Below are 13,743 nucleotides of genomic sequence, written 5' to 3' on the forward strand. Positions count from 1 at the left end.
GCAGCCGTGTGCGGTGAATAGGATGCCGTGGCGTAGAAAACGGAGGGTCAGCTTGAGGGTGATTTCTTTTGCCTCGAAGCGAATGCTTCTGGAAAGAGTGCCAGAGCAATACGCCCCGTCAAGCTTTCTGGGTCGTCCTGCTTCTCGTTGAGTGCAACCTCCAGTTTTCTCTGGACGCTTTTTGTTTCCAGAATTTCTTTCCTCTCCGCAAGCTCGGAAAATCGACGGACGAGGCGAGCAAATCGATGCCGCCGCTCTACGTTGAGAAATGTGTTTAATACCTCCACGAGATTCTTCTGACGAGACCCTACCGGGTGGCCATCAAGCAGGGAGAGTAAGCAATTGATCAAGGAGTCGATATCGGCTTCCTCGAGTGTGCGGTCGTCAACATCGATGAGAGAAAGTTTGTCAGCCAGTTCAGCAAGAAGTGTCCCTCGTTCGGGCCTCGGAGTACCATGCTCACCAGTTGCCGCACGCCAACGAGCTAGGAAATCCTCGTGCCAATGAGGTTTCGGTGCTACGGCAAAAGCACGGCCGCTCGAAAGCCAATTCAGTTCATGAAGACCGACGAGCTTGGATTGCCACAAATTTTCCCGGACCCAGAAAGCACGAAGAATGACCTCGTTTCGTTGCCGTGAGAGCTGAACGGTCTGGTTATCCATCGAGAACAGGTTCTTATTGTGCGAATAGAAAATATCCTCAAATGAACTTAGAAGTCGTCCATTCGCCGCCGGCGGCTCAAAATTCCACGTCAGCCATAGGAGTCGATACGCCTCGCTGTCATAGAAATCTTCGCGCTGGATGATGATCGGTATCTGGGTTGTCGCGAGCTGAACTTCGACGACAACCGGCACTCCATCGTAGACTGCGCGCACATCCGGACGCCGACGGCCCCCTTCGGTGATGAGATATTCATCGATGACTACGCTTTCCGGCTTAGTCCGGCGATCCGCAGTGAGGAGTTCACCGACGATGTTCTTGATCTTCGCATGCAGCGGACTCTCTTGAGCGCCATCAAATTGCCGCCCGCTGACTGCGTCCACGCCGGATGGCATGCCGGTCCACCATGAGCAGTCTTCAGGAGCGCCCGGATGATGCTTCCAGTAAGGCTGTCCGGTTCGACCTTCACGTGGAGCATAGACCGCGTGCCCGCATAAGCCGCAAACGTAGCGCGGCCGACGATCTAGTCGGGCTCTGGTCGCAAGCCGCCTGACAACCTGATATTCGTCCTTGGACATACCCATCAACGCATCGCTTGAAATCGTAAGCATCGTCTCAAGGTCGATAGCTCTTTTGAGCGTTCTCTTAAATTGCTTCCCTGCCATCCCGACAAACCATCCCCATCGACCGTATTCTAACTATTCCTTCCTGGTGCAAGCTGACGAAGCCCCGAAACCTATCCTTGATTGCTTGTCGCTGCGCCTGAGCAAATCTGTGCCCGATCGGCTTTACGCAGTAAAAGGCGGTCGCTTATAGACCGGGCGGCCGCGACGGGGACGTCCCGTAAACCGTCGGACGGCTATCAACGATATCCTTATCGGCTCCAACCATCGTTGGCCGAATCCACATTAACCTGCTTTCTGCCAACGCCTTCCCAAACCGTTGATTTCGCCAGTGTCCCCGGCGCCAGTGACCAACGACCGTCCCGCCGAGCGTTGTTCGCTTTTCAAACGACGTTCGATAGCCGCAGAAATTGATCCAGCGACAGCCGTCCTGGTGTGCTCGCGCTTCTGCCATTTTTCGAGCTTTGCCTTTGGCCCGCCTCACCTTTTCATGGATCCGCGGGTCGCTTAGTCGTTTTTCCTGGTCGCGTTCGGGATAATTCAAATAGCAGACGAGGTTGAACACTAGCCGCGTGACCTGCTCCAGAACCGTCGGGTCGGAAATCACGTTGCGAAGATCATCAGGATGCCCGTGGTCTTCGCGAAAGGTATCCATTGGGATCCCCGATCGGCGACCGCGTTCTATGCCATCTGCAACCGTATTGCGGTGCGAGACGAAATCGTAGTGCGCACGGAGTGTTGGCTGCTCCAAAAGATCGGTCAATGATAGCGACACCGGAGCATGATCACGTCGACGGAACGTAAAATCCACTGTGAACATCAGGTATGAGCGCCACTCGCCCGAACCGCGGATATCCACCTTTGCTGCGATTTCATCCATCACCGCATCGGGATCTAACAGGTATCGGTCATAAAGCTGTTGGGCAGCCGTGTTATCGGCCAATAGCTTCGCAATGTAACTGTCAAAGCTTGTAAAACTTCCGGAGTTGCCTTTGCGTAGGCTCTCCAGAGCGCCTGGGATTCGTTCGAGATCCGACCATTGCTTTCTCTGTTCAGCGATCAGTTCGTTCGGAGGACGGGGCCTCAGCCGGAGAGAGTCAACCAGGCACATTTCAGCCGTGACGTAGAACCCATCGACCACCCAATCGCGATTGTAGTCAGGCAGAAAATGTCCCGGCGCAAGAGCGACATAGAACGTGTCGTAAGGCATCCGAAGGTTTTGGACGGGCAACTCATTCACGTCCGTATCGGCCAGCATTGCCAACAAGTCGGGCGCAAACTCGAATATTTGTTGACCATCGTGGCGCCAGTTTCTGAGCACAGAGCGCCAATTATCCTCACGCAGGATAACCTCCCAGGCGGTTCTTTCCGGCACGCCTTGAGGGAAATCGGCGAGGAAGGCGTCTTCGTGAGGCGCCACCACCTGTCGGTAATAGTTTTCTCGCTCGGCGTCGGTACCGTCCGGCCTATTGCTATTGACTGCCCAGTAAGCATCGAACCGAGGCTGTAAACCGCGCAATTCGGTTTCATGACGCCAAGCGTGCAACTGAGAAAGCCTCACGGCTGGATTCGTCAAAAGTGCCCCCCCCAAATAGATTTAGTTCACTGCCGGCTCGCGCTCGTACTCAACAACAAATGCTCATCTTGATCGTAAATCAAGGCGATGCATCGCCTAAACTCTGCTAGAAAAACGATCGTATGCAGTAACACGAACAGTTCTTATATCTGCTTCGTATCGATATATTTCACGTAGAAGGTAGGATATTTCTGCATCCTTTTCGGCGTCAGCAACGTCGAAATACCAAGACCGGGGCTTGCCATTTCCCTCGCCGTTCCAACGATACCCCCGCGCCTTCAGGAGATCTTTGAATTCGAATGGCGAGTTTTCGGCCCATATCCGCCATGTTGGCAAACGCGCACAATCCAGAAGCCTGACAAGGGCCGGAACGTGCGTCCTCGGCAGTTCTCGCGCGAGGATTTCAATGGCGGCCAGGCAGTCATTCGCAGCGCGATGCCGATCGTAAAAGAAACCTAGGGCCATCGCGAGGTAGGAGAGCTTGGTGCCTTCGAACCCCTCAGCCGCCCAGTCGATCTCCGACATGGAACAGGCCCATGGTTTGGTTGAAAACACCGGACTGAAGCATTCAAGAAAACGCCGATCAAACGCGGCATTATGAGCAATCACCACAGCAGCCGGAGCAGCAAAAGCTGCAACCTCTTCCGGATCAATCGACTTGCCGGCCACCATGGCATCAGAAATACCGGTTAACGTCGTGATTTCCGGCGAAATCGGCTTCGTCGGCTCACGGAGACGGTCAAAGGGCTCTTGGACCTCCACGATCATCCCGTCCAGCGCATACCTAAAAGGCACCATCGCCAGTTCGATAATCTCGTCCAGATCGGGATCCAGGCCTGTTGTCTCGACGTCGACCATCAAGCCCAGGCGTGTTTCCGCAGCGTCGTATCCTTCCACCGGCCCTCGCGGTCGAAGGCGCCGCAGTACCCGATAGTCTGAACTGACCTCCAGCGCCGCTGCCAGCTCTTCCAGATTTGGGGCATCGATCATCAGTCGAATTCGCCCCCTGGATCGACATTCCGGGCAGGAGGCATCGAGATTCGGATCTGAGCCGCACGCCCCTCTTCGTGGAACCAGAGTTCCCCAATCCTCGCGTCATCGCTTTTCGGAAGCGGTTTTGCCTCCCGCACCTTGAAGGTGGTCGGGAGGTTCACCGATGTTCCGAAAACGAGCGCGTGCTGCTTCGGCAATGACGGCAAACGCTTCAGGACCGCATCGGAAATGAATGGCGTCATTTGCCGGATCTGCGAAAGGTCATCCGGGTTCTGTATGCGATGGATAACGAAATTTGAGCACTGCGATAGCACGGTTTTGGAAAGTTCGCTGGGTCTCTGCGAGGCGACCAGCAGGAAAAGTCCATATTTTCGTCCCTCCTTGGCGATACGCTCGTAGATTTTGCTGGCGTCAATCGCAAATTTTGAGGGAGTCTCAGAGATGTAGCGATGAGCCTCCTCAAGCAAGAGGTGAACGGGAAAGCGGTTCCTTGGCTCGGCTTGCCGAAGCAGACGGAATGTCATGCGCGCAAGGACCGACGAGACCAGTTCGACCACCTCGTCTTCGACGGAGTTCATATCCACGATGATGATCTGATGGCATTTTTTCCAATGCCCGCCATCGTTTGACAGCCCAAGTAGCTGTTCGAGGAAAGCCTCCATAGTCGGGGCCGCTTCGCCCGGCTTGATGTCATAACGCATGAACGCGTATTCGGGCCTATCGCGAAGTGACTTGAACCGGGTAAACATCTGCGAGCAGTAATCACGGATTTGCCTATTGCCGTGCGCCTCTTCATAGAGAATGGCAAAATCCAGACATTCCTCAAGATCATCGAACGTGAACGGCGTCCGTTTGTAGGACGGCAGATCAACATCCTCCCGAAGTTTTTTGCGAACCTCATCTAGAAATGGAGCTAGGTTCCCATCTCTGAAATTTCCGTACTGGTAATTTGCCCCGTATTTCTTGAGAAGATTTGTGTTCAGGTCTTTCGTTGGATACTTCTGGAACAACGATACGACACGTTGAAACTTTGCGACGGGAGAGTCCCCATCGGCACCCCTAAAGCATTCAATGACACAGGTGGCGATAAAGTGTTCCTTGATTTCCAAGGCTTTCGGAGTGTTTTCACGAAACAGCCCTGTCAGTCCCAAAGCTGTACGAAGAACCGGAATTTGCGTTCGCTCGCTGGCTTGCAGAAGCAACTCCCATTCCGATTGTTCCAAAAACCAGTGCGGGAGGCGGAATTTTCCGTCGGCTGCGGTCCCATCCAGCACAACATGGGCGACGCCAATGCCGTTCTCTTTGGCGAGCGGCATCAACGCATTGGCGTATTCTCCGTTTACATCGAATACTAGGAACGTGGCCCCTCGGGCGTGGAACTCGTCCGCCTTGTCGAATAATGACTGGAGCACCGATGCTACGGTGCAGGACTTGCCGCTCCCGGTGTTCCCGAGCACAGCAGTATGGCCGCCGAAAAAGTCGTCGATCCGGACTTTGACGTCGTAGCCCTCGAACACCACAGAGCGGCCGATCGACAGAGCGCGAAAGCGCGTCGCATCCTCAGGCACCGGCGCGGCACCGTTGAGACCCGGAGCGGGTTCGCTCGGCTTGTCGGTCTCGAAAACGCGATCAAGCTCCGCATCGAGAGCATAGAGAGCATCTGCGTAGAGCGACGGAAAGACGGAGACGCCGAAGCGGAATTTTGCGCCGCGGTCTTGCGGAAGCATCCCGACCGGCACGACGTCGAGATATTTCGCGGACGCCGCCTTGTCCAACTCCCCCTCGTCTCGCCCGGCGCTGGCGATGTCCCGCTCTCGCAGGCCGACGACCTCGACCACGACGTATTCCGTCTGAACCGGAACCATCAGGAAAGAGCCGAGACGGGCAACGTAGTGAACATCGTCGAACCCGACGATAGTGAAATTGTCAGTGCCGGCGTGCATCTCGACGACGAAGCGGTCGGCCGCGACGGAGACCACCTTGCCGATGGCGCGTTTGCGGTCGTCGCGACTCATTCGCTGTCTCCATCGGTGGACGAAGCCTCAGCCTTCTTCGGGGACATCGCCTCCAGCACTTTCCGGATTGCATCATCGATGCGCTCGCTCGGCCGCTGGGGCATGAACTCTTCGATGATCGTATCGAAATAATGCGCCTTGCGGTCGGCTTCCGGGCCGCTGCCACCGATGATCCAGATGCGGGGATCGTTCAGGGCGCGGAGCTTGGCCACCTCTCCCTCAAGCGTCGGATCGACGAAGATTACCAAGCGGAACGTCGGTATGGTGAGCGCCTGGTAGATGATATTGTTAATGTGCTCGTCACCGAAGGCATATCCCATGGTGAAGAGAACGCTTTGCTCCCTCACGATCCGCGACTGGAACTCGCGGAACAGGTCGGCATAGGGCGATCCGAGGCTGGAGTTTTGCTTCGCGGGGGTGGGATAGATCATCACCTTTCCCGGTTCCTGCCCTTTCGAGACAGCGGTTTCGCGGATCGGAAACAGGCCATGATCGTCTTCGGTCCAGCTAATCGACCCATGGATTTTGCAGAGATAGACGAAGCCATCCACGGCCGACCATTTCCTGTTGGTCAGATCGAGCTGCTCGGCAAGCGCGTAACGGAAGGTCGCCGGATTGAAGCGGCGCTCGACCACGCCGGAGAAACCGTTGGCGTAAGGCAAGCCGAGCCGGTCCATCGCCGTCTCGTTGAAAAGGTCATAGTTGGTGGTGAAAATCCACGGACGCGGCAGCGAGCGGTCACGCAGGACCAGCTTTCTGTAGAATGTTTCGTAGAGTGCCCCGACGGTGCTGTCGCCATTGGCGAACGCTCCGTTCGTGCATTTGTCCCAGAGGAAGACCTGCACCTTCTGGATGATCGAATTGACGACCTTCAGGTTTTCCTTTGCCTTGGGAAGTTTGCTTCGTGAGAGCGTGAACCGCAGGCTGAACAGCAGTTCCATCAACCGTTCAAGGTTGCGGGCATATTCCTTGTCGCCAATATCGATCCCGAACTCATCGATGAGAACCTTCCGCTCGGCGGCGGTCGGGAACCCTGCCTCGTCGGCGGTCCGCGCCTTCGTGAATTCCTTGGCGAGCGGCGCCATGGTCGGGATGCCAACCTCCTGCCATTCCTCGTCTCCGAAAATGTCAGTTCCCTTGGCGTAGTATGACGAGCATCCTGCGCCGAGCAGGAACGCGACATTCTTTGCACTCAGCGATTCCGACAGCGCTTTTCTGACGACATCGGCGCCGGCCGGCCATTCAAGCTCGCCAGCATCAGCCTCGACGCCCCGCAGAAAATTAAATTTCAGTTTTTCAGGTTCTTCTCCATCGGAATCCGCCACGAACACCCCCTCATTTGAACAATGCTTCAATATCCGCCATAGGCCGGAACAACTTCATCGGCTGTTCTGGAAACGGCAAAAAACTCTCGCGCTCATAGAAGCGCTTTGCGCCTTCGTCCTTGGCGTCCACGATCACCGCAAAGGATGCGATCTCGCTGCGCACGGCCCGATAGAGCGCGTCCGCGAGAAGAAACCGGCCGTATCCTCTTCCCTGATAGCGCTGATCGACCGCGAGGCGACCCAGCAAGGTCGCCGGGATTAAAGGATACCGCGGCAGTTTGCGGACGACGGTCCCCGGCAGTTCCGGAAGCCGCACCGCTGTCGATGAAAGCGTGTAATATCCGGCAAGGCTTCCGTCCTTCAGCACGAGGACAAATGGTGCCGCCATCTTCTTTCTGGCGTCCTGCCCGGCCTGCGTCTGGAAATATCGGTCGAGCGGCGCTACGCCGCTTTCGAATCCCGATCGGTCATGTTGCGGGCCGAGAATCTCGACCCGCAGAATGTCGTCTGCTCCTCCCACTCGTCAGACGCCTGTTCTCTCGCGATAACGGCGAACGGTGTCTTGCAGTCGTTCGTTGACCGGCTGTGGTTCGACCAGAGCCTGGACGAACGCCTGGCCGTCCCGTACCGAAAGCTCCAGATTCTGATGTTCCTCGATGGCGCGCCGCGCCGCATCTTGCACGCTTGTCAAAACAAAATCCGTCACCGTCCGTCCTTGTAGCGCAGCGGCATGTTCGATCAGACGTTTCTGGTCAGCGGTCACACGCGTCTCAAGACGTTCCCCACGGACGCGTCCAGATATGGACCTTTTTGCTGTCTTGGCCATTTTTCATCTCCAACTTTGGAGGGAATGTACGGCCATTGGCCGGAAAAATCAAGATTCACAGACAAGCTGCGTGAGCCATGATTGGAATAGCCAGGACGCTCAAAATCAGCAGTGTCATGAACTTGGGCGGCTTTGCTGATACTCGGCGGGGGAAAGCCTTCCCCCTGGCCGGCACTGGCGTTGCCGACGCACCCCCATCAGCGGGGAGACCCCGCAACGCCCCTTAGAGTGAGAGTGTGGACGGGTTTTCCGTGACGGGTTGAGGGCTGGAAGAGAGGCTTCTGGCGCCCGTCGCGGAGATCATCCCGATGGCCAGACACGATCGCAGCCCCGCTGATGGTGGCGCGCGCAGCAACCTTTACGACGACATCACCAACAAGATCATCGCCGAGCTGGAGCAAGGCCGGCTCCCCTGGGTCCAGCCCTGGGGCGCGTCGCCCGATACAGCCCCGCTGGGCCTGCCGAGAAATGCCTCAACCGGCCGGTCTTATTCCGGTATCAATATTCTCATCCTCTGGGGCGCTGTCATCCAGCACGGATTCCCAGGTCAGGCGTGGCTGACGTTCCGCCAGGCGCTTTCTCTTGGCGGTAATGTCAGGAAGGGCGAGCGTGGTACGACTGTCGTTTATGCCGACCGTTTCACCCCCGAGGACGAAAAGCGCCGTGCCCGCGAGACGGGTGAGGATGCACATACCATTCCGTTCCTGAAGCGGTTCACCGTCTTCAACGCCGCGCAATGCGATGGCCTGCCCGATGACATCACGGCAGTCGCGCCGCCACCGCCGCCCGGCCTGATCGAACCTCGGGTCGAGGCGCTGATCCGGGCCACCGGCATCGACTTCCGTATCGGTGGCAATCGCGCCTTCTATATGCCGTCCCTCGACTATGTGCAGGTGCCGCCTCCGCAAGCCTATTTCGAGCCGATCAACTGGCACCGGACGGCCCTCCACGAGCTGGGGCACGCCAGCGGCCATCAAAGCCGTCTCAACCGCGATCTGACCGGCTCGTTCGGCTCGAAGAAATACGCCTTCGAAGAGATGATTGCCGAGCAGACTGCGGCTTTCAACTGCGCCGCGCTCGGGATCGTGCCGACCGTGCGCCATGCCGACTATATTGGGTCGTGGTTGGAGGTCATGCGGGAGGATTCCCGCGCCATTGTCCGCGCAGCCTCGCAGGCCAGCAAGGCGGCGGACTGGCTGCTGTCGCATCTGCCTGCTGAGGACACCGTGGAGCCGGATGCCAGCGTAACCGACCGGAGGGCTGCGGCATGATCCTCCTGACCGGCACACAGCGCGACCGTCTGCTGGCGAATGGTCGCCAGCGCGATCAGGATCACATCCCGGTCGTGAAGTTCTTCAACCCCCTCGGTGAAGGCGTCTGGCTTGCCACCGAACTGGATGACGATGGCGACATCATGTTCGGTCTGGCCGATCTCGGCTATCCCGAACTGGGGTCGTGGAGCCTTGGCGAGATGCAGTCAGTCCGGCTGCCCTTCGGCATGGGCATCGAGCGCGATATATTGTTCACCGGGGATTTCCCGATCTCGGTCTGGGCCGAGGCCGCCCGTGAGACCGGCAGCATTCGCACCGCCGAGCGCTTGCTCTACCGCGTCGGCGCTGGCTTTTCCCGTACATCCGCCGATACAGAAAACCGGAGTGCCTGATTTCAGGGTTTCAGGTTCTGCGGCTGGCGTCGCTCTCTTCAGAGGAAGAGGGCGGCGCTTCGCTTCGTGACGGGCTGATAGCCGGAGAGAGAGGCTCACCGGCGTCCGTCATGGAGTAACTGACATGGCCACTGCCGTTCAGAAGATCACCCTGTCGTCCTCGCGCGACATTCCCTTCAACAAGCTGGTGCTCAGCCAGTCCAATGTCCGGCGCGTCAAGGCCGGGATCTCGGTCGAGGAGCTGGCCGAGTCCATCGCCCGTCGCGGCCTGATCCAGTCCCTGCATGTCCGCCCGGTCGTGGATGCCGAGGGTAAGGAAACCGGCATGTTCGAGGTTCCCGCCGGCGGTCGCCGCTTCCGCGCGCTGGAACTGCTGGTCAAGCAGAAGCGCCTCGCCAAGGTCGCGCCGGTTCCGTGCGTGGTGTCGGAAGCCAGTGCCGATGTGCTGATTGACGAGGTTTCGCTCGCCGAGAATATCGAGCGCGCGCCCCTGCATCCGCTCGATCAGTTCCGCGCCTTCCAGGCCATGCGGGAAAAGGGCATGAGCGAGGAAGCCATTGCCGCCGCCTTCTTCGTGGATGCCAAGGTGGTGAAGCAGCGCTTGCGTCTTGTTTCCGTCTCACCGGCATTGCTCGACCTCTATGCCGAGGACGGCATGACGCTGGAACAGCTCATGGCCTTCAGCGTCAGTTCTGACCATGCCCGTCAGGAGCAGGTCTGGGAGGCAATCAAGGATGGCTGGCAGAAGGAACCGTACCACATCCGCCGCCTGCTGACCGAAACCACAGTCCGAGCCTCCGACAAGCGAGCGGTGTTTGTCGGCATCGCAGCCTATGAAGAGGCTGGTGGCTACGTGCTGCGCGATCTCTTTCAGCAGGACGATGGCGGCTGGCTGCAAGATCCCGTGTTGCTCGACCGGCTGGTGGGCGAAAAGCTGAAGGCCGAGGCCGAAGCCATCGCCGCCGAGGGCTGGAAATGGGTCGAGGTCGCCATCACCTTTCCCTATGGTCACGACAATGGCCTTCGCCAGCTTGTCGGCACCACGGTCGATCTGAGCGAAGAGGAACGCGCTACCCGCGAGGCATTGCGCGATGAATATGACCGGCTTGAAGCCGAATATGGTGAGGCTGACGAACTGCCGGACGAGATCGATGCTCGCTTGGGCGAGATCGAACAGGCGCTGGAAGCGTTCGAGCGCCGCCCGATGACCTTCGAGCCGGACCAGATCGGCATGGCCGGTGTCTTCATCAGCATCGATGCCGATGGCGCATTGCTGATCGAACGCGGCTATGTTCGCGCCGAGGATGAAACGCCTGCGAAACCGGAGGCGGAGATCGTTGACCCGGAAACCGGCGAGGTGATTCAACGGGCAGAACCGGAGGACGGCCGCATGCGTGCTGTCATTACGCTGGGCGGCCAGGCAGTCGAAACCGAGGAGGAAGACGAGGCCGACACTATCAAGCCGCTGCCCGATCGCCTGGTCAGCGAACTGACCGCGCATCGCACGCTGGCGCTGCGGGATGCGGTGGCCGTGAACCCGCATGTCGCCATGACGGCGCTGCTGCACAGGCTGGTAATGGATTGCTTCATGCCGCATTCCAGTCGCGGATGCCTGGAAGCACAGGTCCGGGAGGTTCATCTGCCCGCACAGGCCGAGGATCTGCGCGATAGCGCGTCGGCCAAGGCCATCGCTGACCGCCACCAACGCTGGGGCGATCATGTCCCGGCAGACGATGCCGCTCTCTGGGATTGGCTGACCGATCTGGACGATGGTTCGCGCATGGATCTGCTCGCCCATTGCGTCAGCTACGGTATCAATGCGCTCTATGAGAAACCGAACCCTTACAGCGGCACGGGCGTCAGCCAGCACGGGCTGGACATCCGCCTGTCGCAGGCTGACCGGCTGGCCCGTTCGATCGGCCTCGACATGGTGGCTGTGGGCTGGCGGCCGACGGTTGGCAACTATCTCGGCCGCGTGACCAAGCCGCGTATCCTTGAGGCTGTGCGCGAAGGGGCCGGAGACCAGGCTGCCGATCTGATCGGGCACTTGAAGAAGGGTGATATGGCCAAGGAGGCCGAACGCCTACTGGCCGATTCCGGTTGGCTGCCTGAGCCGCTGCGCATGGTGGATGACGGGATCGAAGTTGATCCGGCCCCGGCCACCGAAGCCGACGATCTGCCTGATTTCCTCTCCGGCGATGATGAGGACGATCCGACGGAGGATGAAGAAGAACAGCATATGGTCGCTGCTGAATAGCACGCATGCGGGGCGGCTTCGGTCGTCCCGTTCCAACCGCTCCGTTTCTGCAACCCGCCCGGTCCTCGTGATCGGGCTTTTTCTTTAGAAACTGGGCCGGATAATCCCGCGGTTCAGGCCGACGGAGCCTGATCCTCGTGCGCCCTTCCGAAACGCGGAAAGACGCGAATGTAGATCAATTCGGCGATTAGTTCCACCAAGGTCTGCGTCACGATCACAGCCGGAAGCACGGGTATCGCACCCGGAACAGCAAGGGCTAGCGGCAGCACAACGAGGGAATTTCGGGTTGCAGACGAGAAGGACACGGCCCGCCCCGCAGCAGGTTTCAGACCGAAGGCCCGAGCGATGCCCCAGCCGCAGAACGGGGCGGTGACGGCAAAAGCGATGTAGATCGGCAGGGCGGATAGCGCATGGCGGCTGGCGGCCCCCAGAACGGGAACAGTGGCAGCTACAACGAGGAAAAGGACCAGGGCCGTTGCAGGGACCGGAAGAAACCCCAAAACGTCACTGACACGCTGCCCTGTCGTATGCCGCGCAGCCCAGAGCTGGACAGCGCCAGCGCAAATCAGTGGCACGGCGATCAACCAGACAAACGCATGCAGAAACGGGCCAATATGCACGAGGTTGGCGGCTTCTTCGCCAATGAACAGGCCAAGGTAAATCGGCAGCAGCGCCATCTGCACCAGCAGCAAGATCGGCGTCGATGACAGCAGCAGCCTCGCATCAGCCCGCCCCAGATGGGCAAAGGTGATCACGTAGTCGATGCAGGGCGTCAGCAGCACCATAAGGATGCCAAGACGCAGCAGAGCGTCGTCTATGGCAAATTGCGATAGCAGGAAGGCAAGGATCGGAACGGCGATGAAGTTACTGACCAGAAGGGCACCCAGAAAGCGCGTTTCGCGGAATCCTCGGCCAATCTCCGGCAACGGCACCTGGAGGAAGGTGACAAATAACATGAAGGCCAGTGCGGAATTAATCCCGCCTTCCAATTCGCCAGTGCCTGACAGGGCAAATCCCAGGATCGCGGCAAGAGCGACAGTCGCGAAGTAGATCCACACCTGTTGCCGCTCCAGAATGTCACGCATGTTGATCCCTATTTGCAAACACACATCTTGGCATATGCCTATACCATTCATGCGGTAGCTGCGAGCGACCGGTCTGGGCTCCTTTTCGGCGATCCACTGATACAACTCCAGCTTCACCATAAACCCGGTCATCCTGCACATGGGCAAGCGAGAGCCATCTCTGGCATGAACGGAACACGATCCTGATGCCAGCATGGTGGCAAGGCTGGCGCGACAGAGCATCTGCGACGGGTATCCGGCATCCAGTCAGATGCGAAAAACCACCCCCGCTTCCATTCGCAAACCTTGGTCCGATCCGTCTCTTTGACATTCAACCCCGAAGGGGTCGGCTTGACGCTTCGCGTGCCGCCCTCGGGGATTCGGAAAAAGTCCGAACGCCCTCGGGTGATTGCAGATCCGGTCAGACACTTCGGGCGCCTGTCGCGCGGGGGATGGTCCCCCGCCTCCAAAGACAGGAGCCGGAACCCATGTCCTATGCAGATGCCACCGCCTTCGCCGCCAGCCTCGCCACCACGTTGATGGTTTCGATCGTTGTGTTCCAGGCCGGAGACGGCACCCACGCCGCTTGCCCCGCCGCCGAGTTCGACGGCGACGACGACATGGTGAAGCTGGAGCTGGACCCGTGGGAGTAAGGCGCGAAAGCGCCTCATCCCCGACGGCCCGAGCGCGGCAGCCCGCGCTTCGGGCCTTCAGTGCCTCACGATGATCCTACATCGTCGG

The 13,743-nt window shown here is 58.7% G+C and carries 12 protein-coding genes; 4 read left to right on the forward strand and 8 right to left on the reverse strand.

Annotation, left to right across the window (positions count from 1 at the left end):
- Nucleotides 1-47: 47 nt before the first annotated feature.
- The 7 genes from ACDP63_RS04350 to ACDP63_RS04380 form a co-directional block, all read right to left on the reverse strand.
- A complete protein-coding gene (locus ACDP63_RS04350; RefSeq protein WP_409927801.1) occupies nucleotides 48-1,325 on the reverse strand; it encodes a DUF6035 family protein in 1,278 nt (425 codons plus the stop codon).
- 145 nt (nucleotides 1,326-1,470) lie between these two features.
- Nucleotides 1,471-2,844: a hypothetical protein gene (locus tag ACDP63_RS04355; protein ID WP_409927802.1), complete on the reverse strand. Its 1,374-nt coding sequence runs from the start codon at nucleotides 2,842-2,844 to the stop codon at nucleotides 1,471-1,473.
- 111 nt (nucleotides 2,845-2,955) lie between these two features.
- Entirely contained in the window at nucleotides 2,956-3,849 is an 894-nt protein-coding gene (locus ACDP63_RS04360; RefSeq protein ID WP_409927803.1) for a 3'-5' exonuclease, read from the reverse strand.
- Nucleotides 3,849-5,867 carry an ATP-binding protein gene (locus tag ACDP63_RS04365; RefSeq protein ID WP_409927804.1) on the reverse strand — a complete coding sequence of 673 codons (2,019 nt, stop codon included), beginning with the start codon at nucleotides 5,865-5,867 and terminating at the stop codon, nucleotides 3,849-3,851. Before ACDP63_RS04365 ends, ACDP63_RS04360 begins: the two co-directional genes overlap by 1 nt.
- Entirely contained in the window at nucleotides 5,864-7,192 is a 1,329-nt protein-coding gene (locus tag ACDP63_RS04370; protein WP_409927805.1) for an SIR2 family protein, read from the reverse strand. Before ACDP63_RS04370 ends, ACDP63_RS04365 begins: the two co-directional genes overlap by 4 nt.
- A 10-nt stretch (nucleotides 7,193-7,202) precedes the next feature.
- On the reverse strand, nucleotides 7,203-7,712 hold the full coding sequence (locus tag ACDP63_RS04375; protein WP_409927806.1) for a GNAT family N-acetyltransferase: 510 nt from the start codon (nucleotides 7,710-7,712) through the stop codon (nucleotides 7,203-7,205).
- Nucleotides 7,713-7,715: 3 nt separating this feature from the next.
- Nucleotides 7,716-8,018 (reverse strand): DUF1778 domain-containing protein, encoded by a 303-nt coding sequence (locus ACDP63_RS04380; RefSeq protein WP_183315348.1) that lies wholly within the window; start codon nucleotides 8,016-8,018, stop codon nucleotides 7,716-7,718.
- Between the two features lie 308 nt (nucleotides 8,019-8,326).
- Here ACDP63_RS04380 and ACDP63_RS04385 point away from each other — a divergent pair, with 308 nt between their 5' ends.
- From ACDP63_RS04385 to ACDP63_RS04395, 3 genes are all read left to right on the forward strand, one after another.
- Complete coding sequence (locus tag ACDP63_RS04385) at nucleotides 8,327-9,289, forward strand: ArdC family protein (RefSeq protein WP_409927807.1); 963 nt, start codon at nucleotides 8,327-8,329, stop codon at nucleotides 9,287-9,289.
- A complete protein-coding gene (locus tag ACDP63_RS04390; protein WP_409927808.1) occupies nucleotides 9,286-9,681 on the forward strand; it encodes a DUF2958 domain-containing protein in 396 nt (131 codons plus the stop codon). Before ACDP63_RS04385 ends, ACDP63_RS04390 begins: the two co-directional genes overlap by 4 nt.
- Nucleotides 9,682-9,805: 124 nt before the next feature.
- A complete protein-coding gene (locus ACDP63_RS04395; RefSeq protein WP_409927809.1) occupies nucleotides 9,806-11,938 on the forward strand; it encodes a ParB/RepB/Spo0J family partition protein in 2,133 nt (710 codons plus the stop codon).
- Nucleotides 11,939-12,051: 113 nt separating this feature from the next.
- Here the strand turns inward: ACDP63_RS04395 and ACDP63_RS04400 are convergent, their stop codons facing one another.
- Nucleotides 12,052-13,023 carry an arsenic resistance protein gene (locus ACDP63_RS04400; RefSeq protein ID WP_409927810.1) on the reverse strand — a complete coding sequence of 324 codons (972 nt, stop codon included), beginning with the start codon at nucleotides 13,021-13,023 and terminating at the stop codon, nucleotides 12,052-12,054.
- A gap of 467 nt (nucleotides 13,024-13,490) precedes the next feature.
- Between ACDP63_RS04400 and ACDP63_RS04405 the strand changes: the two genes are divergently transcribed.
- The gene (locus ACDP63_RS04405) at nucleotides 13,491-13,655 is read left to right on the forward strand and encodes a hypothetical protein (protein ID WP_010335706.1); all 165 of its coding nucleotides are present in this window, start codon (nucleotides 13,491-13,493) and stop codon (nucleotides 13,653-13,655) included.
- Nucleotides 13,656-13,743 lie beyond the last annotated feature (88 nt).

Origin of the sequence: Paracoccus sp. P2 (assembly GCF_046335115.1) — a bacterium.
Lineage (GTDB): Bacteria > Pseudomonadota > Alphaproteobacteria > Rhodobacterales > Rhodobacteraceae > Paracoccus > Paracoccus pantotrophus.